Source organism: Lysinibacillus sp. 38-6 (genome assembly GCF_046245175.1).
In the GTDB taxonomy this organism is placed as follows: Bacteria; Bacillota; Bacilli; order Bacillales_A; family Planococcaceae; genus Lysinibacillus.
This window is the reverse complement of the sequence record NZ_CP176417.1, coordinates 504,078-528,539: the sequence shown is the minus strand read 5'-3', so window position 1 is coordinate 528,539 and position 24,462 is coordinate 504,078. Positions and strand designations below refer to the sequence as shown.

Sequence of the window (24,462 nt, the reverse complement as noted above, 5' to 3'; positions counted from 1 at the left end):
TTTATGCATGCTTATTTTAATGTGCCCGTACTAATAACCGATGTTTTCACATGTACATCGATTGCTACTTTACTAAGAATTTCCCTCTTCTTTTCAGGTGTCCATTTGCCATGATAATACATGCGGAAATATTCACTTAATCCACTTGGATCTACTTGCCATTCATTAAGCTTAGTTAAAAACTTTTTAATATCTTGCTCTAGTTCTTTATTTATGTCTTTTTCTAAATCCGCTATACTTTGCGTTGTAAATAAATCATTCTCTCTTTCGCCTTTATACTCACTTAATGTTCCTTTTAACGATATAGAGATTGTGAGCTTAGGTGAAGTCATACTTTTATTACTCACAATATGGACGTCATTTTGCACTAAATCAATCAGCAATTTCTCTTTACCATGCCCTTGTTCCATACTAATGTCTAATGGAGCAAGGTTTTTTCGTCCTTGTATTGCCTGAATAATAAGTGCCTCATTTGGCGTTATTAATTCAAACATGTGGCCATCTTTAAAAACAGCTACCCCTTTAACTTCAATTTTATCATTTGTTTTATCAATAAACGGCATAATCGGGTCGAACACTGGATTTGTAATAGTATACATAAAATCATGGATGTTTGTATTCGGATTAAATGCCGTATTAATGCTCGGTTGCAATAAATCATTTAAATAAAAGTTAATATTGGGCTTGTCGGGATAGTTATATTTTAGCATCTCCTCGCCTTTTTCCTTCACAATCGCAATCAACACTTTATTACCAACTTCAGCATTACGATATAAATGCTGAATCACTTTTCGCACATTCCCTTTACGTGCAAACTCTTCATTAAACAACACAACACGTAATTGATTGAAGACAATTTTTTTGTCTGAAAGCTTTTCAATTTCAACAACGCCATTGGATACAAGTTCCGTGACAACTGTAAACGTTTGTGTGCTACGTTGCGCTTCAGGTGAATATTGTGGAATGGCGACCGTAAGTTTCATATTGTCATTATCCATATAATCAAAGGCAATTATCCCAACCATACCAACATCTTCAAGTGGCACTTTTTTTTCTTTCTCCGCACAAGCAGTCAATAGTAACAGTTGTATACAAAATATGAGGTAAAGAAGTTTTTTGCTCATAATTGCACCTGCTTCTTTTTTCGAATTACATAAACAATGATTAAAAATACAGGCCACAAAATTAGCATATAGCCCACGTAATAGGTAGCAGTAAATAGTTTTTCTTGAAAATCCCTTGAAGAGGGCATTTTCACAATAAAGAAAATAATTGCAGCTAAAATATATAAGTAAACATTACTCTTTTTAGAAACTAACGAATCTACACCTTTTTTGGCACACCATAAATAGGCAGCTACAGTAGAAAAAATTAAAAACACCCATAATGTAATACCGAAAATATCAATCCTTTCAATAAAGGAAAACTCACCCGCTTTAAATAAATTCAAAACGGAAAACTCTACATTTTCTAGCTGCCATTCGGAATAATACATCACACTAATCGCTGTCGTAATAAAACAAAGGCTAATACTAATCCAAATACCGATTAAAGAATGACGATATGCTTTTTTTTGATCGACAATATACGGATAATAAAACATAATTAACTCATAACCTAATATTGATAAATAGCCCTTTTTAAAAGCCTCATAAAAATCATTTATGCTGAAAAAATTAAATAAAGGTAAAAAATGACTTATACTACCTTTTTCAAAAGCCCAATGTGTAAAATACACCATGCCGATTGTTAGAAAAAACGTCAATATACAAAACCGTGCAATCGACTTAATGCCTCCACTTACAATGTACACAAGCATTAGTAAAAAACACAACACAGGTCCTGTAATTGTTTGCTCCTGCAAGGCAGTGCTTTGAATTAGATGCATATAATCACTAATAATGCCCGCACTAAAAGTTATTAATTGTATAATTAGTAAAGTATTTATGAATTTACCAAACCATTTTCCGAGTAAAATTTCATTTATCTGAAATAAGTTGGCACTAGGATATTTTCCATTAATCCAAATCATTGGATAAAGAGTAATACTTGCAATCACGCCAAAAAGTAGTGGCATAAATGCTTGGCTATATCCTAATGAACTAAGTTGTTGAGGTAGTGAGAGAATGCCGGTACCAATCATTACACTTTGTGCTAAAAAAACGACATGATATCTATTTAAAAGCTTGGGCTTACTCGTAGCTGTACTCAACTGTAACCACCTCAAATTCTGTAAAAACGATTATTTTTTTTGCGCTCTCGAAATACCCTTCTTTGCTTTTATATATTTAGTTGGAAAGCGAATAATACTATCAAGTAAATCGCTAGCACTTCGCGGCACAAAAGGCGTCATATAGGGTGTACCTAACGAATTTAATCGTAATAAGTGCGTAAATAACCAGGCAAATGCCAGCATAAGGCCATATAACCCAAAAAGTCCTGCAGATAAAATAAATATATAACGAACAAATCTACTTGTATTCGCTAATAAAAAAATTGGTGGAAGGAATGAAAGTAAAGCAGATGTTGCAACTAAAACAATTAATATATTACTTAGTAACCCAGCTTCAACCGCCGCTGTTCCAATTACGATACCTCCTACGATACCAATCGTTTGACCGACTTTTGCTGGCATTCGTGATCCGGCTTCACGCAATACTTCGATGATTAATTCAATAAACAATACTTCTATTAGGGGCGGAAACGGTACTTTACTTCTTGATTCCTGCAGATTTAACAATAGTTCATACGGTAAAACTTCCGGATGGAATGTCAAAGCAGATATATACATCGGTGTAATCATAATGGTTAGGAAAAAACCAAAAAATCGTAGCATCCGTAGCAAAGATGCCGTTGTCCAACGGTTATAATAATCTTCAACAGAAACAAACATCTCAAAAAATGATGTAGGACAAACTATAGCTGCCTGGCTATTATCCATAAATACCACAATTCGTCCATCAATAAGATATTGGCTTACACTATCTGGACGAACACTCATATAGTACTGTGGGAATGGAGATAACGGATTATCCTCAATTAATTGTTTTAGCTCCGATATATCTGAAAAAAAAGGATATTGTAAGTTATCAAGTCGATTTCTTAAAGTATCGAGATTCTCCATATTAACAATATCTTCCATATACATAATAGAAATTTTAATATTCGTTTCAGTGCCAACAGTACGTATTTCATTTTTCAACACTGGGTTTTGAATACGTCTTTTTAATAATGAAATATTCGTTTCTAATGATTCTGTAAATGCATCCTGCGGTCCAATAACGGTTGACTCTGTTTCCGTATTTGTTATGGATCGTGTTGGGGCACTATACGTATCAATCACTTGTAATAAAGCAGGTTTGTGGAAAAATAGTAATGTTTGACCCGCATTTAATTTTTGTAAAATGACATCCATATCTTCAAGGTCAACTTTCTCGGATACTTGAAAAATTTGATTAATATGATTTGTTAACGGAATGAAAACCATCGTTTGTAAGGTCATTTTCTCAATAAGAGAGGAGAAATATATAATCGTCACAACACCTGCATCTGTCGCCATTTTTTTAAAAATTACATCATCAATATCTTGCGTTTGCTGCTTTATGTTGTCGATCACTTGCTGTTCTTTTTCTTCCATGCCCTACTCCCCCCTTATAAACGTTGCTTACTGGCAAACGCCTGATTATACTTAATAGCACAATACGCAATATTTTTTATGTAGTTTGTCCTTTTTCTGAAAAAATATGTATCCTATAGCTCTAAAATTGGGCTAAAAGGTAATCTAAATAGGAAGTATTTTGAGCATAAAATTATGTTTACTTTGTAGGCGATGCTTCGGTTTCCTTCAAAACTTCCGCTTTGTTTCTGCCGCTTTAAAAACGAATAGCATCTATAATGCAAAATAAAAAAGAGTGTGGACAAACTCGAATAAATTGGAGTTTGACTACACTCTTTCAGTATAGCTAATACAAGTGATACACCATTGTCTATTATTTTGTACGTTCAGGTCTACTTTTGCCTATACCGAACACATAGTAGCTTAATGTGACAAGTGCCAAGAAAATAATCCCAACAATTAATGAAACGCGTGTATCGTCATTAAACCACATTCCGATCAGCACCATTACTAAAAATGCTATTGTTGCATAGTTTGTCAGTGGCGCTAACGGTGTTTTGAATGGGTGGTTTTCCATTTGCGCTCCCTTTTCTTTGCGGAAGCGAATCTGACTAATTAAAATGATAAACCACGGTATCATCCCAGGAAGAACACTTGCACTATAAACATAGACAAATAGGTTTTCTGGTGCAATATAACTTAAGATGACGCCTACGACTAAGCCAACTAATACGCCAGCAGTACCTAAGATCGGCACACCGTTACTCGAAATTTTTGCAAAAAACTTAGGAGCTTGACCATTCATCGCCAGTGTATAAAGCATACGACCAGCACTGTAAATCCCACTATTACAGCCACTCATAGCTGCAGTAATGACGACAAAGTTGATAATGCCGGCTGCCGCAGTAATCCCGACTTTTGCAAAAGTCGCAACAAACGGACTGCCAATCGTGCCTAATTCATCCCATGGATAAACCGTTACAATAATAAAAATTGCACCGATATAGAAAATCAAAATACGCCAAATAATACTTTGTATCGCATTCGTAATCGTTGTTTGAGGATTTTTTGCCTCACCAGCTGTAATTCCGATTAGTTCGACCCCTTGGTATGCGGCAACAACTAAAGAAAGTGCAAAGAAGAACCCTGTCCATCCGCCTGTGAAGAAGCCGCCATGTGACCACAAATTGGATAAACCAATTGGCATGCCGTCATTACCAAAGCCAAAGAAAATAAGGCCAATACCCGCCACAATCATTAGTACAATTGTGACGATTTTAATCATCGCAAACCAAAACTCAAATTCCCCGAATGATTTTACTGAAATGAAGTTAGCTACAGCTAGTATCACCATAGCAATCAATCCTGGAATCCATGCAGGTAAATCAGGATACCAATACTGCATGTACGTGCCGACTGCTATAATTTCGGACATTCCGACAATCACCCACTGGAACCAGTTACTCCATGCTGTTAAATAACCTGCTAAAGGGTGGATATATTTATAACCAAATGTTGCAAATGAACCTGTACTTGGCTCTACATAGAGCATCTCACCCATTGCTCGCATAATAAAAAATATAAAAATGCCTGATATAGCATACGCAAGGAGCACAGACGGGCCAGTCCACTGAATCGCACTAGCAGAACCCATAAATAGACCTACACCTATCGTTCCACCAAGAGCAATCATCTGAATATGACGCGCCTCCAACCCTCTCTTTAATTCTTTGTTCGCCACTTGTATACGCCTCTTTCTACCTTAATATTGCTTCAATAAATTACTATATAAATAATAATAAATTCTTTCCGAAAATACAAATGTATTTTTAGGAAAAACAACTATTTACAAACTTCTAGTTGGATTTAAAGCAGGCATATGCTGAACGTACCTCATTCATTTTGTATACACGTAAAATCCTTACACAGCAAGGAAATTCAACAATTTACAAACTAGCCAATTGCTCGTTCTATCACTTCACAAACTTCTTATAACTTACTGACTTAATGAATTCGAATAACTTACGTTGACAAAAATAAAGGCCTTTCATGCATACCAATTCATTATTTCGGAATATTCAAAATAATTTTTTTCGGCATAATTAAATACGGTGAACGTTAATTATTTTTTATTTTTTCTAAAAATTCCAACTAAAGAATCGTCATTTAGTAAAAATAATTGACCTGAAAGTAAAAAAAGTATACTATTTTTACATATTTCTATGAAAAAGAGGCTTACATGTGAGAAATTTATTATTTAGAAGAAAAAATATTACGGATTTATTAAAGAATGAAGGAACCGTTCAGCTCAAACAGTCATTAGGGGCTTTTGATCTTATATTGCTTGGCGTCGGCGCTATTGTAGGAACAGGAATTTTCATCTTACCTGGAACAGTTGCAGCTACTCATGCCGGGCCTGGTATTGTCTTCTCTTTTATTATTGCAGCAATCGTCTGCGCATTAGCAGGCATGTGCTATTCTGAATTTTCTTCAAGTGTACCTGTTACAGGTAGTGCTTACACCTATGGCTATATTGTCTTTGGTGAAATCGTTGCTTGGTTAGTCGGCTGGGCATTGCTATTAGAATATGGCTTAGCTGTTGCAGCCGTTGCAACCGGATGGTCATCGTATTTAAGCTCTCTACTTGCTGGATTTCATATTTCCATTCCTACAGCCATTTCAGGTTCATTCAATCCCTCCGAAGGTACGTATGTCAATTTACCTGCAATCGTCATCATATTTGTTACTGCCTATTTCTTAATGATCGGCATAAAAGAATCAACTAGATTAAATTCCATTATGGTCATCTTAAAAGTTGCAGTAATTTTGCTATTTATTGGCGTTGGTATATTTTATGTTGAACCAACAAACTGGCAGCCATTTCTACCATTCGGTGTGAGCGGTGTATTGGGTGGCGCAGCACTTGTATTTTTCGCCTATCTTGGGTTTGATGCTGTTTCTTCTGCAGCTGAAGAAGTAAAAAATCCTCAACGTAATATGCCTATTGGCATTATCGGGTCGATTTTAATCTGTACGGTACTATACATCGTTGTTTCCCTTGTTCTAACTGGGATGGTTCCTTATTCAGCGTTAAACGTAAGCGATCCTGTCAGCTATGTTATGCAACTCGTTCATCAAGATTGGACTGCAGGTATCATTTCATTAGGTGCTGTAATAGGTATGATGACAGTTATTCTTGTCATGTCCTACGGTGGAACACGTTTACTGTATGCACTAGGTCGTGACGGTCTACTACCAAAAAGTATGGCAGAGCTCAGTCCCAAATATAAAACACCCGTGAAGAACACATGGATATATGCTGTCCTTGTCGCTTTCTGTGCAGGCTTCCTGCCATTGTCCAAACTTACAGAGCTTGTCAATATGGGTACGCTAGTAGCTTTCACAATCGTCTCTATTGGCGTGATTTTTTTACGTAAAAATAAAAATATCCCAGCAGGCGGGTTTAAAGTACCATTCTTCCCAATCATACCAATTTTATCATTCTTAATGTGTTTATTTTTAATTTCCCAACTATCTGTTCATACATGGATTGCATGCGGACTTTGGTTTCTATTGGGCTTAATCGTGTACTTTTTATACGGAATCAAGCACAGTACAATGAAGTAAATGCCAAGTAAGTGCCAGGCACCCAAACAATTCTGAAATTTTTAGTTAAATCAAATAAATCCACTTAGTTTCTCGAGGGAACACGCAAAAGTAAGCCGCAACCAACTACGCGATCGCGTGTTAGCTGCGGCTTACAACGTGCCCCCAGAGTGCCAGGCACCGAAACAATTCTCAAAATTCAGTTAATTCACTGCAATAATGTTTGCTCCTGAAGTTTTGCCGCAAAATATTTGCGGGCATCCGCTGTAAGGATTTGTAAATGCACAACTTCCTCTTGCCGTGCAAACTCTACAAACATACCACTTAAATTTTCATACACGTATTGAATTTTAAAGCCATTGTCTAAAAAGTCATCAACCTTTTTGATTTCCTCCGTACTTTGTAAATAATCTGACATACCTTCACCCCTCTTTTACTGGCTACTCAGCACCTTTTATTTCGAGTACTGGATCCGCTTGCTCTCCAGTTTCCACATCCTCTGAACCAACTGCTGACTGTTGCCCAAATTCTTCCCTAAATAGTTCATCCAAGTTGTGACCAGCAGTAATTCCTAAATATTTTGCATCGCTTGGATCGTCTAGTTCAGCTTGAGGATACTTTTTGAACCACCAATACTTGGCTAACACATAGTACACGAGTGCGCCTACAATAAAGCCAACTAGCGACGAATACGCAGAAAAAACATTCGCCACTGCCCCTCCAATAATCCAAGCAATTAACCCAGCTAAATTAAAACCTCTCATATATTTGAATTGGCCATTTAGCTCATACAAATCTTTTACATGTACACGTCGTTTACGAATCAAATAATAATCGGCAAATAAAATACCGACTATTGCTGTTAAAATACCACCTATAATTAATAGCGCATTCACTAAAACATCAAATAAGCTCCATGGCTGTGCAAGAATCCCAATAACTCCTGCAATCACAACACCTACCCAGAAAGGTACTTTAGGGCCGCCTATATTGGAGAATATAGTTGCTGCCGGTATGACATTAGCAGAAGTATTCGTTGACCATTGTGCTAAAACGATCATTAATAAAAGAATCCCTAATATAATGCCACTAGCACTTTGCTGTAAAGCGTTTATTGGATCAGCGGACGCCACAGCCATATAACAAACCGCTCCGATTGTAACGATAAACGTATTCGTAATTGGCATGACGATTAACGAACCAACTAACTGAGTTTTATTGCGTTTAAACCAATTGCGCTCATTTTTTGGTGCTTTAAAAAAGCGAGAAAGGGACGGCATATCGGCAGCTAATGTAGCCCAGAAGCCCATATTCGCCATAATGACAATCATAAAAGCTGTAAATGCCGCTACACCTGTCGTTGGCGTCTCGACCCAAGTCCAAATATCTTTTCCTTGAGTAGTGGCAGCATCTGCTAAAGTTATATACATCCAACAAGAGATCAATATGATGATCGGTGCGGCTAAATCGGCAAACCGCTCAATTGATTTAATGCCTAACGAAGTATTAAATAATTGAAGGGCAGCAAAGACAAGAAAACATAAAAACCAATTATTAAAGTCAAATAATAAATTTAAAATTCCGTTAATGGCCATAGCTCCGAAATATGTGTTGATACCAAACCAACAGGCTGCTGTCACACCTCGAACTAAAGATGGAATATGTGTTCCAAACGTACCGAAAGGAGCCCGCATATAGACAGGAAAGGACAAGCCATGTTCAATGCCTATATCACCAATTAACGTCATAAATACACCGATTAAACACGAACCAATTAACGTAGCTAAAATAACCATTGGCAACGGCAAACTCATAATTGCAGAACCGCCAATTGCAAATGCCGCTAAGACAATCGCCATCCCTATCCAAATAACTGCAAAACCGAATGTTCCAATATTTCTTTGTTGATGTGTCACTGGAAGTAAATCAGGGGATTTCAAATAATTCCCGTCATGTTCCATACATTTCGCTCCTTTTTAATAGATTATGCATTTGGCACAGACATCTACATAATAACTGCTTGTCATGATTCGTGACTGTGCCAATTGCATGATTTCATTCAAGCAAAGTACATGCTGAATAAAATTTTCCGTGACAACTACATGAAGCTCTCTCCCTTTAGAAAAACAAACACTAAAGCAAGGTGGAATAACAGTTACTAACTAACAGTCGAATGTTTTATTTAGATAGACTACTCATTAACAATTGGCGTTCATTCCAAGTCATAGGCGCAATAGCAGATTTTCTTTCGACCATTGTAATCGCACCCTCTACAGGACATACAATGGAGCACAAATTACAACCGACGCAATCTTCTTCTCGTACTTTTAACTTTGGTACTCCGTTTTCCGTATATAAATCGATACATTGGTGAGACGTATCTTCGCATGCAATATGGCACTTATTACAATTAATACAAACATCATTATTAATTTCTGCAACGATTTTATAGTTTAAATCTAAATTGCCCCAATCTGAATAACGGGACACCGAGCGACCGACTAAATCCATAACGGATGCAATTCCTTTGTCGTCTAGATAATTATTTAATCCATCAATCATATCTTCGACAATGCTAAACCCGTGATGCATCGCTGCAGTACATACTTGCACACCTGTTGCACCCATTAAGATAAACTCAGCCGCATCTTGCCAATTCGAAATACCACCAATACCCGATATCGGAACATTAATGAGCTGACTACGAGCACACTCTGCTACCATATTAAGGGCAATCGGTTTTACAGCTGGACCACAATAACCACCATGTGCACCTTTCCCCGCAACATGCGGTACTGTATTCCAAGTATCTAAATCAACACCTGCTAAGCTGTTAATCGTATTAATCATACTAATGGCATCTGCGCCACCCCTTGTTGCCGCTTCAGCTGTTACAGTTATATCTGTAATATTAGGCGTTAGCTTCACAATAACTGGTGTACGCGCTGCTTCTTTTACCCAATACGTTTGCTTTTCCACCAATTCAGGTACTTGACCAGAGGCGGAGCCCATTCCTCGTTCTGCCATGCCATGTGGACAACCAAAGTTAAGCTCAAGTCCATCTACCCCCACATCTTCTACTCGTTTGACAATTTCATGCCACTTTTCTTGCTTTGGTTCTACCATAAGGGAAGCAATAATGGCATGATCAGGGAACCTCTTTTTCGTTTCATAAATCTCTTTTAAATTGACTTCTAATGGTCGATCGGTAATTAACTCAATGTTATTGAAACCTGCTACACGTTGTCCGTTATAACTAACCGCTGCAAAACGTGAAGAAACATTTAAAATTGGTTCTCCCAATGTTTTCCACACGGCACCTCCCCATCCTGCTTCAAATGCACGCTGCACTTGATAGCCCGAGTTCGTAGGCGGTGCCGATGCAAGCCAAAATGGATTTGGTGATTTTATCCCCGCTAAATCAATTCGTAAATCTGCCATGTCACTTCCCCCCTTATACAATCTCGCTTGGTTTTCTTAAACGTTCATGGATCTTATAAGCTGCATCTTTACCTTGTTGAACAGCTGTGACAACCATTGCCTCGCCTTGTCCGTTGCCAAAAACAACGTCGCCACACGCAAACACCTTTTCATTGGATGTTTGCATCGTCGTTTCGTCAATATCGACAACGCCATTGGTATGCTGTAAGCCAAACGCTTCAATTAATGACACAAAACGTGTTTGACCAATTGCTTTAATCACCGCATCAACAGGTAATATAAAGTTGGATTCTGCTATTTCTTCTGGTCTTTGACGACCATCTGCGCCTGCTTCACCAAGCTTCATTTTCACACATTCTATGCCTACGACTTCTCCTGCTTCATTGCCGATAATTTTTTTCGGTGCTGTTAACCACTTAAATTCGACCCCATCTTGCTTCGCAAATTCAAATTCAAATTGATAGGCCGTCATTTCTTTTTGCGTTCTTCGATAAAGAATTTTTACATTGTCTGCTCCTAGACGTACAGCACAAGTAGCACCATCAATGGCGGTATTTCCCGCACCAATAACAGCCACGCGTTTCCCTACTAGATTAGTTGGAAGCGCTCCCATTTTTGTTTGCTTTACAAATTCAATGGCATCGTGCACGCCCATCAGATTTTCTCCTTCAATGCCAAGGTTTGGCACTGCCCCCATTCCAACGGCTAAGATAACACTGTCATATTGTTGTAAAATTTCTTCAGCTGAAATATCGATACCGACCGTCGTATTTGTTTGAATATTGACACCTAGCTTTTCAACTTGTTCCACTTCCCAATCAGCTACTTCATTCGGTAAACGGAATGATACGATACCGTAGCTTCCTAAACCACCTGCCTTTGCTTCAGCCTCATAGATTGTGACACTATAGCCTAAACGACTAAGCTCTCGTGCCGCTGAAAGCCCAGCTGGTCCAGCCCCAATAATCGCTACTTTTAATCCATTGCTTTCACCTTTTGTAAATAGCTGTGCACCTGTCTCCATCGCCCAATCTGTAGCATAACGCTGTAGTTCTCCGATTTTAATTGGCTTTGTGGAGGCGTTTAACACACAGGCCCCTTCACAGAGCTCTTCGGTTGGACAAACTCTTGCACAACTAGCACCAATCGGGTTTGCTTCTAATATAGTAGTAGCTGAGCCCTTCATATTACCAGAAGCAATTTTTTTTATAAAATTCGGGATTTGAATGCTTGTTGGACAAGCTTTAATACAAGGTGCGTCATAACAATAAAGGCAACGATTTGCTTCTTCAATTGCTTGATTCTTTGTCATTTTGCTTGTTAATTCAACAAAATTACGTTGCAGTTGCTTGGTCAATGCATGTTCTTGAATCGGAACCATTTCCACATCCCCCTCATGTGTTCTTGATGTACTTGCCATTGTTTAATAGCCGATTGTTTTGTTCTCCAGTCAAAACAATCGGCCACATAATACCTATCATTCAATTACGACTCGTCCTACTATTATCTAGATTAATACGAAATGATAATCTGTGATAATGACAGCTGCTTACAGTTAACGTATAGAAAGCAAGTTACATTTTTATTGTTTCTACAGCAGTTGTTTTCAACGCACGTTTAATATAACGTCCACTGCCTAATACCCCGACAAATTCTTTGTCCTTAATTACATATTCCCCACGGACAAGTACCGAAGTTGGTTCACCCGTAACTTCCCATCCTTCATATGGATTGTAGTCCACATTCATATGGTGTGTTTTAGCTGAAATTTCGCGTTTAGCATTTGGATCGAAAATAACAATATCAGCGTCAGAACCAATGGCAATTGTTCCTTTTTGCGGGAACAAACCGAATATTTTTGCCGCGCTCGTTGAAATCATATCGACAAATTCATTAATCGTTATTTTCCCTTTAGCGACACCTTCTGAATATAAAATGCTAAAGCGGTCTTCAATAAACGGCCCACCATTCGGAATTTTAGAAAAATCATTTAACCCTAATTGTTTTTTGCCATTAAAACTAAATGAGCATTGATCGGAACCAATTGTTTGTAATTGCTTCGCTTTTAACGCATTCCATAAATGTTCTTGATGATATTTCGGTCGCAGTGGTGGTGACCATACATATTTCGCGCCTTCAAAGCCTGGTTGGGCTAGGGCAGACTGATCTAACGTTAAATAAGGTGGACATGTTTCGCCATAGACGTTATAGCCTTTTTCACGTGCTGCGATAATTTCATCGACCGCCTCTTTACACGTTACATGAACTACATAGAGTGTCGCACCGGCGATATGCGCTAGTTCAATTGCACGTTTTGTCGCCTCGCCCTCTAGCTCTGCTGGACGCGTAAGCGCATGATAAATCGGCTCTTTATGTCCCGCACGTCTTGCCTCTTCGACAAGCTCATCGATCACAGAACCATTTTCACAGTGCACCATCACAGTAGCGCCAACATCCTTAGCTATTTTAAATGCTTTAAAGAGCGTGCGATCTGTCGCTTGGAATTCTTTTGCATAGGCCATAAAGACCTTTACAGATGTAATCCCTTCTTGCTCTAGTAGCACCGGTAACTCCGTCTCTGTCTCTGGCGTTAAATCACCAATCATTAAGTGGAATCCATAATCAATGGCCGACTTCCCCTGTGCCTTTTCGTGCCACTTTTCAACCGCAGTAGCTAGCTTCTCTTCACCAGCTGTTAAACAGAAATCTAAAATCGTTGTCGTCCCACCAAATGCCGCCGCAATCGTACCCGATTTCCAGTCATCATCTGTCACTGTATTATTAAAGGGCATATCTAAATGTGTATGGGGATCAATGCCGCCTGGCAATACATATTTGCCAGTAGCGTCAATGATTTCAGCCCCTTCTACGGATATATTTTTGCCGATTTGCACAATCTTGCCGTTCTCTATAAGAATATCTGCCTCGTACACATCTGATGCAGTTGCTATCTGTCCACCATGAATAATTTTTTTCATGCTATCCCTCACCTTTCGTGTCAGTTCAAGAAAAATTGTGTTGAAGCTATTCTAGTAGTCCGATCGTTTGCAATATCATCATTATTAATCTATTTGCACGGGTAGAACGATCATTTTTTAATTGATTGTGTACGATTCACCCATACTGAATTTCGTTTGCAACGTTAATACTGTTTCGAGCAGCACATCTGCTCCTTTCGCGCAATCTTCAAACGCTGTTTCTTCCTCTTCACAATGACTTTTACCATTCATACTCGGAACAAAAATCATAGCTGAAGGAATGATACTAGCGATATATTGCGCATCATGTCCTGCCCCACTAAACATGCGATGAGCGCTATAGCCAAAGCGTTGGCAAGACTGTTCGACTTCATCACAAATTTGTTGATCAAATAAAACGGTCTCTCTTCCCCATAGTTTAGCTGACTGTATGTGGCATCCCATTTCCTCTGCAGGTAAGTTCTTCAATATTTCCTCAACCTTGTGCATAACTTCAGGCTTTTGATGGCGGGAATCCAGTGTAAACGTTACTTTGTTTGGAATAACGGTATGAATATTAGGAAAAACATTCATACGTCCAAATGTGAATACTAGTTGTTCATCAATTTCACCAAGTTGTTCGTGTAAAGACAACATTGTTTTTGCTGCCACAATCATCGGGTCTTGGCGCATCGACATCGGTGTTGTACCAGCATGATTGGATTGACCGGTAATCGTCACTTCATAGCACACCATGCCAAGTACGCCTTGTACAACGCCAATTTCTAATTGTTTCGCTTCTAGTACAGGTCCTTGTTCAATATGGAGTTCAATATAAGCAAGCGCCTCTTTTAATCGATGCTGTTGATCACCTTCATAACCACTAGCTTGCAGCGCCTCTTGAAAAGAAATGCCATTTTTATCGACCGACTGTAGCATTTTTTCCTTTTCAAATTTCGAAGCAATGACGCCGGAGCTCATCATCGCTGGATCAAAACGAGCACCTTCTTCATTTGTAAAATTAACGATCATTAATGGCACATCAAGCTCAACATCATTGTCCTTTAATGTTTTAATCGCTTCTAACGCTGTTAAAACGCCTAACACACCATCAAACTTGCCACCTTTTTCAACGGAATCTAAATGTGAGCCCATGACAATTGGAGGAACATCTTTTTTTCCTGGTAGAGTCGCATAGATATTGGCCATATCATCTACTTTGATTTCCATGCCTAGGTCTTTACAACACTGACAAAAATAATTTCTAGCTAAAATATCCTCATCCGAAAGAGACAAACGCGTTACGCCACCGTTTATAGTAGCCCCAAACTGACTAAATTGATCAATTGAATCTTGCAATCGTCTACTATTACATTTATACATATGCAAGTCCTCTCTTTCACAGTAGTTAATTAATATTGTAAATTAGATAAAATTTACGAGATATGGATAGAAAACTAAAAAAATATGTGCAACTGCACATGATATATGGTAAGTTATGTTCATATTAAGGGGGGAAACGATGGGCACGATTCGCAAAATTGTGGAGGGAGTTCAATTCCCTATGCTGACATTAGTCGCTGGACATAGTGGGTCTTATCGCAGAGTTACCGGTATTAACGTAATTGAGAGCATTGATTTAATCATGTTTTGCCGACCAAATGAACTTGTCGTCACGACAGGTATTAATATAGCCCAGCAGGAAGATGCTTTAGAGCAACTCGTAAAGTTAGCTTTCACCAAAAAAGTTGCAGGCTTTATTATTAATATTGGCCCTTATATTTCTTCAATACCTGAATCCATTATCGCGTTTGCCAATGAGCATGATTTCCCTGTGTTTCAAATGCCCTGGCATTGTCGAGTAGCAGATTTATTAAAAACAACTTTTCAATTTATTTCCAACACTCACCAAGAGCAATCATTAGAGGAGAAGGTCCTTAGTCATTTACTCTTTCACTATAAAAAACAGTTAGATACAACGAAAGAGCAACTGACGCAACTCGGATTTCCGCAAGGTAGAGAGCTTGCCATCATTACTTGTACAACAATAGGCACACAGACAAACATTGACCGCTACGAGGTGATGATTCAATTTGCATTTCAGCATCGCTATCAACGCTTTTTAAAACTAAAACATAAAAATCACCTCATATTTTTAATTGACCGAGCGCAAATTAATACACCGAATATCCCCTTCTCTAAAGTAGTTGAAGAACTCTATGAAAAAATCAAACAAAAAAATGGCACCCTCGATATAATTATCGGCAAAGGCACCTATCAAAAAGAACTTGAAAAAATACGGACAAGCTATGAAGAATCATTAACTGTGATCCAATTGGCACAGCTTCATAACAATCGATTCTTATATAAATATAAAGATATCGGTGCTTATCAAATTATTATGGCCGTACAAAATCAGTCACTTATGCAATCGTTTAGTCAAGATATTTTAGGACAAATACACCGCTATGATGCGTTGCACAGTACGGATTACGGAACATTTTTACGTATATATCTTGAGGAAAATGGCAGTACGAGTAAAATTAGCGAGCGCCTTTATATTCATCGCAATACGGTTCTTTATAAAATAAAAAAAATAGAAATGCTACTAGATATGGATTTAACGAATCCATTTACAAAAACAAACCTCTATTTAGCATTTTTAATAGAAGATGTGATGAACCATCGATAAACGAACGTTACTTCGAATACAATTAAGTGACGATTTAAATATCTGAATTTTCAAATTAACGATGTGTAATTTAGCCTTAAACTAACATGTTGATGTCATTATAGCGAGGCATTATACATGCTATGTTTCGGATTACGGTGCTCTTACGGTAAATCGCAATAACCACCAAGCAAAAAAAGTGTTAGATTGATAGCTACAATCTAACACTTTTACTTTTCAACTTTCCCTATAGGTTTGCCAATTTTCTTTGTAAAGCAATTTCTTGCCGTTTCTCTTTCGTTACTCTCTGCCATATCATAACGGTTACTAAACCAATAACCGCTAATGCCAGTAAAATCGTAAAGAATACTTTATATCCTGTCGTACCACTCCAAAGATCCAAACATGCACCTGCTACTATCGGCATAAAAATTTCGCCGCTATAGCCAATAATCATTAAAGGCATGGAAACCGTACCTGTTGTTTCAACAGGATAATCTCCTTCTACTAAAATAGCAAAATGCATCGCTTGCAGTGCATACATGGAAGTGTATATCACGGCAATGAATACTAATAACATTAATATGAAAGAGGCTTTAGCAGGTAACACAATAAGTCCAACTAAGCCGACAATAAGTACGATATAACCAATTAATACCATATTAGAAACGCCGATACGATCGCCAATGATTCCAGCACCAAAGCTTCCAATAGGGCGGCAATATTGAGAAAAATACCCTAAAGCAGCTGCAATTAACGTAGAAGCACCAAACGCAGCCGTTGCATAAGGCGTAATATAGTAATAGCTAATAATCATCGCATAGGATGTAAAAATAAGAATCGTTGCTAACCATGTAGTTGGCATCTTAAGAATTTTCCAAAGGACTGCCCAATCAAATTTCTTACTGCCGTCTGTGGCTTGTACGCTTTCATTTTCTTGATTAGATTCCTTATAAATCAACATAATGATAAAGCCTAATAGTAGACAAATAACTGAGTAAACCGTAATCACAGCAGATAACGCCATTTTATCACTCATGCGTTTTGCAAAAAAAGCAAATATCCCTAAAATAACAACTGATTGGACAATGTTCGTTATCCCACGTCCACCCTCAAAAAATCCAAATGCTTTTCCTTGTTCATTTTCTGACCCGAGTGAGCGCACAGCTTTTACTAATGCACCCCAAAACGTCATAATGGATGTAATGCCCCAAGCTGCATGGATCAATAATAACACTGGATACGGTGGATATAGTAATAAAGTGAAACCGAGTATCCCCGTAGCAAATAAGGAAATAGCTAATAGATATTTTGTTTTCCATCGATCAGCACAATAGCCACCAAATATATAAGAAATTAAACAACAAATACCATATGCACTACCTAGTGTCCCCATTTGTGTATTTGTTAATTTAAAAACTTCAAGAAAAACATCATAATAATAGTTTCTAAAGTAAGGCAATGCGTATATAAGCGCTCCTGAAACAGCGAGAATGACTAATGTTGCGGTATTTTTCTTTAATTTAGTTTCCATCTGATTTCCCCTTACACGTTATTTATAATCCAACGCGTTTAATTTTCTGATCCCATTTTTTATGGAAGGCAGGATCATTATTTTCTTTAATGTCCATCTCTCCGACAAGATAGAAATAGTCTAAATCAGCACTTTGTGAAATTGTAATATCTGCGTCAATCCACCAACCTTCTCGACCTATTTTCATTTTTTGATAAATCGTATAGTTAGCAGAGAGTGGATCACGATTGCTTAAAGTTAGTTCTCTTTTTAAGTTGTGTTCGACAGTCACATCAATTTCATCAAAGCGATAGACGCCTTCCCCAAACACTCCACCAACACCGTCCGTTATACATGTCCACATATCATTAACAATATCGTAGGCAATGGATCGATCGACTCTTCCTTCTTGAAGTATAGTTATTGGTGTTAATGGCGCACTTTCAGGGCTCATATTAGGCCCCGTTACTTTATTGCCTGTAAAAATTGGCAAAGAAAACGTTGCTGTTTCTAAATGTAATGTCAAGGTTGCCTCTTCAGGCATTGGCCAAAACATCGGCCAAAATGTTGTAGCAAGTGATAAACGGATACGGTGTCCCTCTTTAAAATGGTGTCCGCAACAATCTAAGTCGACAAATGCTTTTACTTTTTCGCCAGGCGTTAATACATCTACACGATTATGTCCGTTTAAGTGTGTTAAATTCATAACCCCATATGACACTCTCGTAACAGCTCCATCAGGTGCAACATCTGAAAGTTGAGCAAAGAGCATAGCTTGCGGTTTATCACTTTCTAGTTCTATTTCAAATCTTGGATAGCCCACAATTTCTATAGATTTTCCTAAAACGTCACTCTCAAATACCATGGCCATGCCGTCATCTAAACGTTGATCTGCTGGACTTTCTCCAAGTACCCCTGCACCCATCCATTCACCAGATAAAAGACCATGATTCAATGGTGTTTTCAACAATACTCGTTCTTCTTTGTCAGCCAATTCTTCTGTTAGTTTGCTGTAAGTTAATTGGTAATTCTTCATTTGTACTTCGGATGTTGGCCATTGTTCAAGCCCGACCCAATAGCCATTACTATTTGGTTTACATACAGCTGGTTTCATACTTTCTTCCACCCAAACATTGACCATTGGCCCGTCCATCACGTTCGTATCTATTCCTTTTAGCCAGTGATCCCACCATTTTACCGCTTCCTGTAAAAAGCCCATGGCAGGTCCTGGAATACCGTCGTGTGGATAAACATGCGCCCACGGTCCAATAATTCCTTTTCGAGGAACAGAGAGTCCATTCATTAGGCTTAAAACAGTGTTCGAGTATGCATCTTCCCAGCCATCAATTGCTAGAACCGGCACATTAATAGCCTCATAATTTTCACAAACGGAGCCATGTTGCCAATAAGCATCTCTTGTTTGATGTTCCAACCATTGTTCCATCCATAATGGCATGTTTTCTAAGCGCTCCAACCATTTTTCACGCCAACTTTCCCCAACAATATGTGGATCAAGTGGTCGAAGCTGATACGCTAACATAATGGCACCCCACCAAAAATTATCATTCAGCAGGCAGCCACCTTTATAGTGAATATCGTTGTTATAACGATCATCTGTAAAGCCCACTGTAATAATGGCTTTTAATGCACTTGGTCTTCTTGCAGCAACTTGAAGGGAATTAAATCCTCCCCACGACTTACCCATCATCCCAATATTTCCGTCACACCAATTTTGCTGTGCAATCCAATCAATAACTTCAAGTGCATCATCTTGTTCTTGTTGTAAATATTCATCTTTTAAAAGACCGTCCGATTCCCCTGAACCTCTCATATCCACTCGAACGACGGCATAGCCATGTCCAGCAAAGTAACCATGCATCGGTTCGTCTCTTGTTCGAGTACCATCTGTTTTACGATAAGGAATATATTCTAAAATTGCAGGCACTTGCTGGCCTTGCTCTACTTCTGGAAGCCATATGCGACTGGAAAGTTTTGTGCCATCTTTTAATACAATCCACGTATTTTCTATTGCTTGATAGTTATACGGGAAGTTCTCAATTATTTTTTTACTCATGTTCAATATCCTCCTTGAAATTAAGTATCAAAACGTAGAAATCAAAGTTATAAAAAACTCACAATTATTTTATAATCATGATTATAAAATAATTGTGAGTAGTATAACATTTAATAATTAGAATGACAAATCTGAAAATTAAAATTACATCCCTCACCTTTTGTCTTTGAAAGTACTCCAGTTATGCTATAATCAAGATTACATGAAGAAAAATGGGCAAATATAGCTATTTTCTTTATCTCATGACTGTCAAAAGCTTTATCTAATAGGAGAGAATACTGTGAAAAAGAAAGCCATACAATTAAGTCGGATGTGGAAATACTTTGTCGACGCTACTGCGGAAATCATTGAAGAAGAAGGACTGGAAAATGTCACAATCAGAAAAATTGCCGATAAAGCCGGCTATAATAGCGCAACAATTTATAACTATTTTTCAGAAATTTCTCATCTAATCTTTTTTGCCTCTATGAAATTTATGAAAAGTTATACCGATGAAGTCGCTACTTATATCGAAAAAGGAAGCGATCCAATCGAAAAATATTTATTAGCTTGGGAATGTTTTTGCCAACATTCCTTTCAAAAACCGCAAATTTTCCATGCTGTATTTATTATGGATTTAGGGGACACACCGGAAAAGTTACTACAAGATTATTATGAAACGTATCCAAATGATTTAATTAATATTCCAGAAGATTTAGCATCCATTTTATTTGAACGCAATTTAACAAAACGAGGACGCTCTATGTTGGAAGTAGCTTTTAAAGAAGGGTACTTAACGGAGGAAAATGTCCATTCGATTAATGAACTAACAATTCTTGTTTGGCAAGGGATGTTTACTAATATTATTAATAATCGAAAAAATTATGACGCCCAAGAAGCAGTTGAAATTGTGATGAATTATATAACTGAAATTGTGCGCAACGCTAACTTATTTTGTATGCCAAGTAAAAAATGATAAAGCTGTCAGGGAAACCTGACAGCTTTAAAAAATTATTTCTTTTTATTTTTATTTTGTTGATTGTTCGTATTGTTTTTCGTATTGTTTTTCTTCGTTTTTGAAACGTCTGAGAAATCTGCTTCTTCCCCAGCTTCCATTCCGTAACTCGGGTTGCTATTGATGCGAGTATGTGGATCGAACTCTTCTTCCTCATCCAAACGTTTCGTAAGGATTGGGATGGAGATGAGTCCAGCTATTCCGACAAGTGCATACACCCATCTGGACAATACGGCAGTTTGGCCACCAAATAAATAGGCAACTAAATCAAATCTGAAAAATCCTATTAATCCCCAGTTAATTGCACCAATAATTACGAGAACTAAGGCAATCCTATATAATACACTCATTTGTAGCACCTCCTTCCTTTTGTAGTAGCATGGCAAAGGAGTCCTTCACCATTTTTTTTATTGTCTTGGCATGCAAGCCAAAATGGAACGCGCCATTTAGTGAATGTGTCATGTAAATTTTTTACAACACTCATGATGACGGTCTTATTTTTTGCAATAACCGTTTTTTTATACAATGGCTGCTTTGCTCGACTTTCAAAACCTGTACAAGGAAAATGCATTGTTTTTTTAAATGACTTGGACAAAATAAAAAAGAGTTAGATTGACCAATCAATCTAACTCTTCTAGGCTTACCAGCGATTCATGGACTTTTATTGGCGAGTTCTGCTACTGTCTTGCAGAGCGCTTTTGAACTGATTTCTCATGCTGCAGCAGCCACTCTTTACGCCATAAACCACCAGCATAGCCAGTTAATGTTCCATCAGAGCCGATAATACGATGACAAGGAATGACGATACTAAGCTTATTTTTTCCATTCGCATTGCCAACTGCTCGAATCGCCTTTTCATTACCAATGGACATGGCGATTGCTTTATAGGTCCCTTGTTCGGCATAAGCGATATCGGTTAATGCTTGCCAAACTTGTTTTTGAAACGGTGTTCCTTCCATGTGATATGGAAATGTAAAGCTATAACGTCGTCCTTGAAAATATTCATCTAATTGCTCCATACAATCCAATAAAACTTGGGGTGTACATTTGTTTGCAGCGGTTAATAGCTGTTGTCGTTCAGCAAACATAATCGAATATATAGCAGATTCACTACCATTAATTTCGATAACACCAATCGGAGAGTTGTAATCCAAATTATACAGTTTCGTCATCTAATGACCTCCATAAATAAAACGTGGCATATGCTTGCCAGCCTCGCCAAGGCACTTCCCATTTTTTTATTTCATCGATTGTCGGCTTGCGATCTAATGCTAGTTGCATTTTCAAAGCATTATGCAGTCCTACATCGGCAATTGGAAACGAAGTTGGCTCATGAAAGCATTTCATTAAAACATAGTCGGCTGTCCATTCACCCACACCTCTTATTGACATCAGCATTTTTTTCATATGCGCCCTATCTTTTATTTGAAGCAACTGTTCTTTTGATAATGCCCCACTTGCCATCTCTTGAGCAATGGCAATAACATATTCTGATTTTCGATTAGTAAATTGCAGTGCTCTTAAATCTGCGGTTGTTAAAGACGCGATTCGTTCGCAGCTTGGGAATACCCAATATGTATCCCCTTTATAGGTTACACTTTCTCCAAAATGTTCAACAAAACGTTTTTTTAACGTGTAGGCGAAAGTTAAGTTAATTTGTTGTCCAATAATTGCCCAGACGAGTGCTTCAAATAAATCAGGAATACCTATAATGCGTAAACCTTTATATTTTTGAACAGAATGTTGCAAAATGGCATCTTTTTGCGCCATACGATAAAACGGTTGCAAGTCACGTCCTAAATCAAACCATTCTTCAATATAACTTTGCACTTGTTCAACAGCAGCTACGGATGGCGAGTTCATTGGAAAATTGACTCGCAGTTGCTTCTGATAGCTAATTTGACACAATATTAATTCATGATCTATTTTGAGCACTTTATATAAATCATGACCTTTAATCGTGTGTAGCACCTCATGATGAGATCTAGCTAAAAATCGTAAACATTCCTGGAAATTAAATAGCAATGGTGTCGGTAGCTCCAGAGAGTATTTATCATTAGACATTGTCTTTTTCACTGCTCCTTCCATTGAAGACTCCGATATTCAGTAGGCGAACATGCTTTCAAACGACGAAATATTTTGTAAAAATTAGAAGGGCTATGAAATCCCGTTTCAAAGCAAATTTCCAATATTGTATATTTTGTCGTTTTCAATAGATGTGCCGCTTTGTCGATTCTTATTTTATCTAAATAAGTTCTTGGCGTTTCCCCAGTTTCTTGTTTAAAAAGTCGTTCAAGATGGTATGGGCTTATCCCAACGTGACTCGCAATCAAGTCCAATGTTAAGCGTTGCTTATACTCCTTCATTAAAAACGCTGTCACCGTTTTGATTAATTGTGCATGCGGAGAATGCTCTACTTCTGGCTGGCACCTTTTACAAGCACGAAAGCCTGCTCGTTCGACCTCCTGCATATCATCATAAAATGCTACATTTATTTTTTTCGGCTTTCTTGATCTGCATGAAGGACGGCAATAAATTTTAGTTGTTTTCACAGCGGTAAAAAATAGCCCATCATATGTTCGATCACAAGCAATGATTTTATCCCACATTTCATCAAAAGAAAGATTGATTGTATTGTCCATAAAGCCTCCTATTAGTTGTATAGAAATGCTGTATCGTACGACTCCATTATACGTGTCGCCTCTTTTGTTACATAAGAAATCATTTTATCCGACAATGCATTGCCAAAACTAAAACGTTTTACGCCTAATTGTTGCAGCGTCTGACAATTCGTTAAACCTGGTAAAGACATTACATTAATGGGTGCCTCTACGGCAGATGTAATTGCTCTTATTTCCTCATGATCTGTTAACCCCGGTATAAATACCCCGCTCGCACCGCTTTCTACATAAGCTTTTGCTCTCGTCACAGCTTCTATAAATGGTTGATCTAGTTGAAAATAAGTATCTGTTCTCGCATTAATAAAGAAATCTTTATAACCATGATTGTCTAACAGCGTTCTTATTTGGGCTAATAAGGCACAATGTTCATTCGTATTTCTTAGTCCACTTTGTTGTTTCAGTGAATCTTCAATATTAATGCCTGCCACGCCTACATCTGCTGTTTTTAACACATTTTCTAAAATGGTCTTCGTGTCTCTTCCATAGCCCGCCTCAATATCTGCTGAAACTGGTATGTTCACATTGTCCGTAATGGATTTTATAATCGCTAAATGTCGATCAAAATCTATCCATTCGCCATCTGCGTACCCTAGGGAATTCGCAATGCCACAGCTAGTTGTACCAATTGCCTTAAAACCAACTTTTTCAAGCGTTAAAGCAGATAATATATCCCACGCATTCCCTACTAACAATATATTTTGTGTAGAATGCAATGCATTGAATTCTTTTATTTTAGACATCGGTCAATCCCCCACTCCTTGATTGCTATCATCTTATCAAGGTTTGTCACATTATTTCGTCCTCATTCTTGCTGTTATGGTCCTACACAGTAGTCATCATCCGATTTTATAAAATCTATTTTAACTTTTGGTAAATTCAAATAACAATGGAAAGAATATGGTATATTAC

The 24,462-nt window shown here is 37.8% G+C and carries 20 protein-coding genes; 3 read left to right on the top strand and 17 right to left on the bottom strand.

Annotation, left to right across the window (positions count from 1 at the left end):
• Window positions 1–11 precede the first annotated feature (11 nt).
• The 4 genes from ACKVEV_RS02770 to ACKVEV_RS02755 form a co-directional block, all read right to left on the bottom strand.
• Window positions 12–1,124, bottom strand: coding sequence for a Ger(x)C family spore germination protein (locus ACKVEV_RS02770; protein ID WP_409368869.1), 1,113 nt, complete (start codon window positions 1,122–1,124; stop codon window positions 12–14).
• Window positions 1,121–2,143: a GerAB/ArcD/ProY family transporter gene (locus ACKVEV_RS02765; RefSeq protein WP_409370486.1), complete on the bottom strand. Its 1,023-nt coding sequence runs from the start codon at window positions 2,141–2,143 to the stop codon at window positions 1,121–1,123. Before ACKVEV_RS02765 ends, ACKVEV_RS02770 begins: the two co-directional genes overlap by 4 nt.
• A 99-nt stretch (window positions 2,144–2,242) precedes the next feature.
• Window positions 2,243–3,637: a spore germination protein gene (locus ACKVEV_RS02760; protein ID WP_409368867.1), complete on the bottom strand. Its 1,395-nt coding sequence runs from the start codon at window positions 3,635–3,637 to the stop codon at window positions 2,243–2,245.
• A gap of 352 nt (window positions 3,638–3,989) precedes the next feature.
• A complete protein-coding gene (locus tag ACKVEV_RS02755) occupies window positions 3,990–5,309 on the bottom strand; it encodes an amino acid permease (RefSeq protein WP_409370485.1) in 1,320 nt (439 codons plus the stop codon).
• 548 nt (window positions 5,310–5,857) lie between these two features.
• Between ACKVEV_RS02755 and ACKVEV_RS02750 the strand changes: the two genes are divergently transcribed.
• Window positions 5,858–7,243 (top strand): APC family permease, encoded by a 1,386-nt coding sequence (locus ACKVEV_RS02750; RefSeq protein WP_409368866.1) that lies wholly within the window; start codon window positions 5,858–5,860, stop codon window positions 7,241–7,243.
• A gap of 187 nt (window positions 7,244–7,430) precedes the next feature.
• Here the strand turns inward: ACKVEV_RS02750 and ACKVEV_RS02745 are convergent, their stop codons facing one another.
• From ACKVEV_RS02745 to ACKVEV_RS02720, 6 genes are all read right to left on the bottom strand, one after another.
• Entirely contained in the window at window positions 7,431–7,640 is a 210-nt protein-coding gene (locus tag ACKVEV_RS02745; protein WP_402923581.1) for a hypothetical protein, read from the bottom strand.
• Between the two features lie 22 nt (window positions 7,641–7,662).
• Window positions 7,663–9,183 carry an NCS1 family transporter gene (locus tag ACKVEV_RS02740; RefSeq protein ID WP_409368865.1) on the bottom strand — a complete coding sequence of 507 codons (1,521 nt, stop codon included), beginning with the start codon at window positions 9,181–9,183 and terminating at the stop codon, window positions 7,663–7,665.
• Window positions 9,184–9,400: 217 nt separating this feature from the next.
• Complete coding sequence (gene preA, locus ACKVEV_RS02735) at window positions 9,401–10,663, bottom strand: NAD-dependent dihydropyrimidine dehydrogenase subunit PreA (protein ID WP_409368864.1); 1,263 nt, start codon at window positions 10,661–10,663, stop codon at window positions 9,401–9,403.
• 13 nt (window positions 10,664–10,676) lie between these two features.
• Window positions 10,677–12,044, bottom strand: coding sequence for an NAD(P)-dependent oxidoreductase (locus ACKVEV_RS02730; protein ID WP_409368863.1), 1,368 nt, complete (start codon window positions 12,042–12,044; stop codon window positions 10,677–10,679).
• Between the two features lie 193 nt (window positions 12,045–12,237).
• The gene (gene hydA / locus ACKVEV_RS02725; RefSeq protein ID WP_409368862.1) at window positions 12,238–13,641 is read right to left on the bottom strand and encodes a dihydropyrimidinase; all 1,404 of its coding nucleotides are present in this window, start codon (window positions 13,639–13,641) and stop codon (window positions 12,238–12,240) included.
• 117 nt (window positions 13,642–13,758) lie between these two features.
• Window positions 13,759–15,003 carry a Zn-dependent hydrolase gene (locus ACKVEV_RS02720; protein ID WP_409368861.1) on the bottom strand — a complete coding sequence of 415 codons (1,245 nt, stop codon included), beginning with the start codon at window positions 15,001–15,003 and terminating at the stop codon, window positions 13,759–13,761.
• Window positions 15,004–15,142: 139 nt separating this feature from the next.
• On the opposite strand from ACKVEV_RS02720, the gene ACKVEV_RS02715 reads away from it, so the two are divergent.
• Window positions 15,143–16,312 carry a PucR family transcriptional regulator gene (locus ACKVEV_RS02715; protein WP_409368860.1) on the top strand — a complete coding sequence of 390 codons (1,170 nt, stop codon included), beginning with the start codon at window positions 15,143–15,145 and terminating at the stop codon, window positions 16,310–16,312.
• 226 nt (window positions 16,313–16,538) lie between these two features.
• On the opposite strand, the gene ACKVEV_RS02710 is transcribed toward ACKVEV_RS02715, so the two are convergent.
• On the bottom strand, window positions 16,539–17,825 hold the full coding sequence (locus tag ACKVEV_RS02710) for an MFS transporter (protein ID WP_409368859.1): 1,287 nt from the start codon (window positions 17,823–17,825) through the stop codon (window positions 16,539–16,541).
• Window positions 17,826–17,847: 22 nt separating this feature from the next.
• Window positions 17,848–19,878 (bottom strand): CocE/NonD family hydrolase, encoded by a 2,031-nt coding sequence (locus tag ACKVEV_RS02705; RefSeq protein ID WP_409368858.1) that lies wholly within the window; start codon window positions 19,876–19,878, stop codon window positions 17,848–17,850.
• A gap of 280 nt (window positions 19,879–20,158) precedes the next feature.
• Here ACKVEV_RS02705 and ACKVEV_RS02700 point away from each other — a divergent pair, with 280 nt between their 5' ends.
• Window positions 20,159–20,833, top strand: a complete 675-nt coding sequence (locus ACKVEV_RS02700) for a TetR/AcrR family transcriptional regulator (RefSeq protein ID WP_409368857.1) — start codon at window positions 20,159–20,161, stop codon at window positions 20,831–20,833.
• 35 nt (window positions 20,834–20,868) lie between these two features.
• Here the strand turns inward: ACKVEV_RS02700 and ACKVEV_RS02695 are convergent, their stop codons facing one another.
• The 5 genes from ACKVEV_RS02695 to ACKVEV_RS02675 all read right to left on the bottom strand — a co-directional run bounded on the left by ACKVEV_RS02695 (window position 20,869) and on the right by ACKVEV_RS02675 (window position 24,293).
• The gene (locus ACKVEV_RS02695) at window positions 20,869–21,222 is read right to left on the bottom strand and encodes a DUF378 domain-containing protein (RefSeq protein WP_409368856.1); all 354 of its coding nucleotides are present in this window, start codon (window positions 21,220–21,222) and stop codon (window positions 20,869–20,871) included.
• Window positions 21,223–21,549: 327 nt separating this feature from the next.
• Window positions 21,550–22,044 carry a methylated-DNA--[protein]-cysteine S-methyltransferase gene (locus tag ACKVEV_RS02690; protein ID WP_409368855.1) on the bottom strand — a complete coding sequence of 165 codons (495 nt, stop codon included), beginning with the start codon at window positions 22,042–22,044 and terminating at the stop codon, window positions 21,550–21,552.
• Window positions 22,028–22,960 (bottom strand): DNA-3-methyladenine glycosylase family protein, encoded by a 933-nt coding sequence (locus tag ACKVEV_RS02685; RefSeq protein ID WP_409368854.1) that lies wholly within the window; start codon window positions 22,958–22,960, stop codon window positions 22,028–22,030. Before ACKVEV_RS02685 ends, ACKVEV_RS02690 begins: the two co-directional genes overlap by 17 nt.
• Window positions 22,945–23,514, bottom strand: coding sequence for a bifunctional transcriptional activator/DNA repair enzyme AdaA (locus ACKVEV_RS02680; protein WP_409368853.1), 570 nt, complete (start codon window positions 23,512–23,514; stop codon window positions 22,945–22,947). Before ACKVEV_RS02680 ends, ACKVEV_RS02685 begins: the two co-directional genes overlap by 16 nt.
• An 11-nt stretch (window positions 23,515–23,525) precedes the next feature.
• Entirely contained in the window at window positions 23,526–24,293 is a 768-nt protein-coding gene (locus ACKVEV_RS02675; protein ID WP_409368852.1) for an isocitrate lyase/phosphoenolpyruvate mutase family protein, read from the bottom strand.
• Between the last annotated feature and the right edge of the window lie 169 nt (window positions 24,294–24,462).

Bases quoted from the DNA above. Each gene is read 5' to 3' on its own strand.
- ACKVEV_RS02770 (WP_409368869.1), bottom strand. From the start codon at position 1,124: ATGAGCAAAAAACTTCTTTACCTCATATTTTGTATACAACTGTTACTA.
- ACKVEV_RS02765 (WP_409370486.1), bottom strand. From the start codon at position 2,143: ATGATTGGTACCGGCATTCTCTCACTACCTCAACAACTTAGTTCATTA.
- ACKVEV_RS02760 (WP_409368867.1), bottom strand. From the start codon at position 3,637: ATGGAAGAAAAAGAACAGCAAGTGATCGACAACATAAAGCAGCAAACG.
- ACKVEV_RS02755 (WP_409370485.1), bottom strand. From the start codon at position 5,309: ATGATTGCTCTTGGTGGAACGATAGGTGTAGGTCTATTTATGGGTTCT.
- ACKVEV_RS02745 (WP_402923581.1), bottom strand. From the start codon at position 7,640: ATGTCAGATTATTTACAAAGTACGGAGGAAATCAAAAAGGTTGATGAC.
- ACKVEV_RS02740 (WP_409368865.1), bottom strand. From the start codon at position 9,183: ATGGAACATGACGGGAATTATTTGAAATCCCCTGATTTACTTCCAGTG.
- preA (WP_409368864.1), bottom strand. From the start codon at position 10,663: ATGGCAGATTTACGAATTGATTTAGCGGGGATAAAATCACCAAATCCA.
- ACKVEV_RS02730 (WP_409368863.1), bottom strand. From the start codon at position 12,044: ATGGTTCCGATTCAAGAACATGCATTGACCAAGCAACTGCAACGTAAT.
- hydA (WP_409368862.1), bottom strand. From the start codon at position 13,641: ATGAAAAAAATTATTCATGGTGGACAGATAGCAACTGCATCAGATGTG.
- ACKVEV_RS02720 (WP_409368861.1), bottom strand. From the start codon at position 15,003: ATGTATAAATGTAATAGTAGACGATTGCAAGATTCAATTGATCAATTT.
- ACKVEV_RS02715 (WP_409368860.1), top strand. From the start codon at position 15,143: ATGGGCACGATTCGCAAAATTGTGGAGGGAGTTCAATTCCCTATGCTG.
- ACKVEV_RS02710 (WP_409368859.1), bottom strand. From the start codon at position 17,825: ATGGAAACTAAATTAAAGAAAAATACCGCAACATTAGTCATTCTCGCT.
- ACKVEV_RS02705 (WP_409368858.1), bottom strand. From the start codon at position 19,878: ATGAGTAAAAAAATAATTGAGAACTTCCCGTATAACTATCAAGCAATA.
- ACKVEV_RS02695 (WP_409368856.1), bottom strand. From the start codon at position 21,222: ATGAGTGTATTATATAGGATTGCCTTAGTTCTCGTAATTATTGGTGCA.
- ACKVEV_RS02690 (WP_409368855.1), bottom strand. From the start codon at position 22,044: ATGACGAAACTGTATAATTTGGATTACAACTCTCCGATTGGTGTTATC.
- ACKVEV_RS02685 (WP_409368854.1), bottom strand. From the start codon at position 22,960: ATGGAAGGAGCAGTGAAAAAGACAATGTCTAATGATAAATACTCTCTG.
- ACKVEV_RS02680 (WP_409368853.1), bottom strand. From the start codon at position 23,514: ATGGACAATACAATCAATCTTTCTTTTGATGAAATGTGGGATAAAATC.
- ACKVEV_RS02675 (WP_409368852.1), bottom strand. From the start codon at position 24,293: ATGTCTAAAATAAAAGAATTCAATGCATTGCATTCTACACAAAATATA.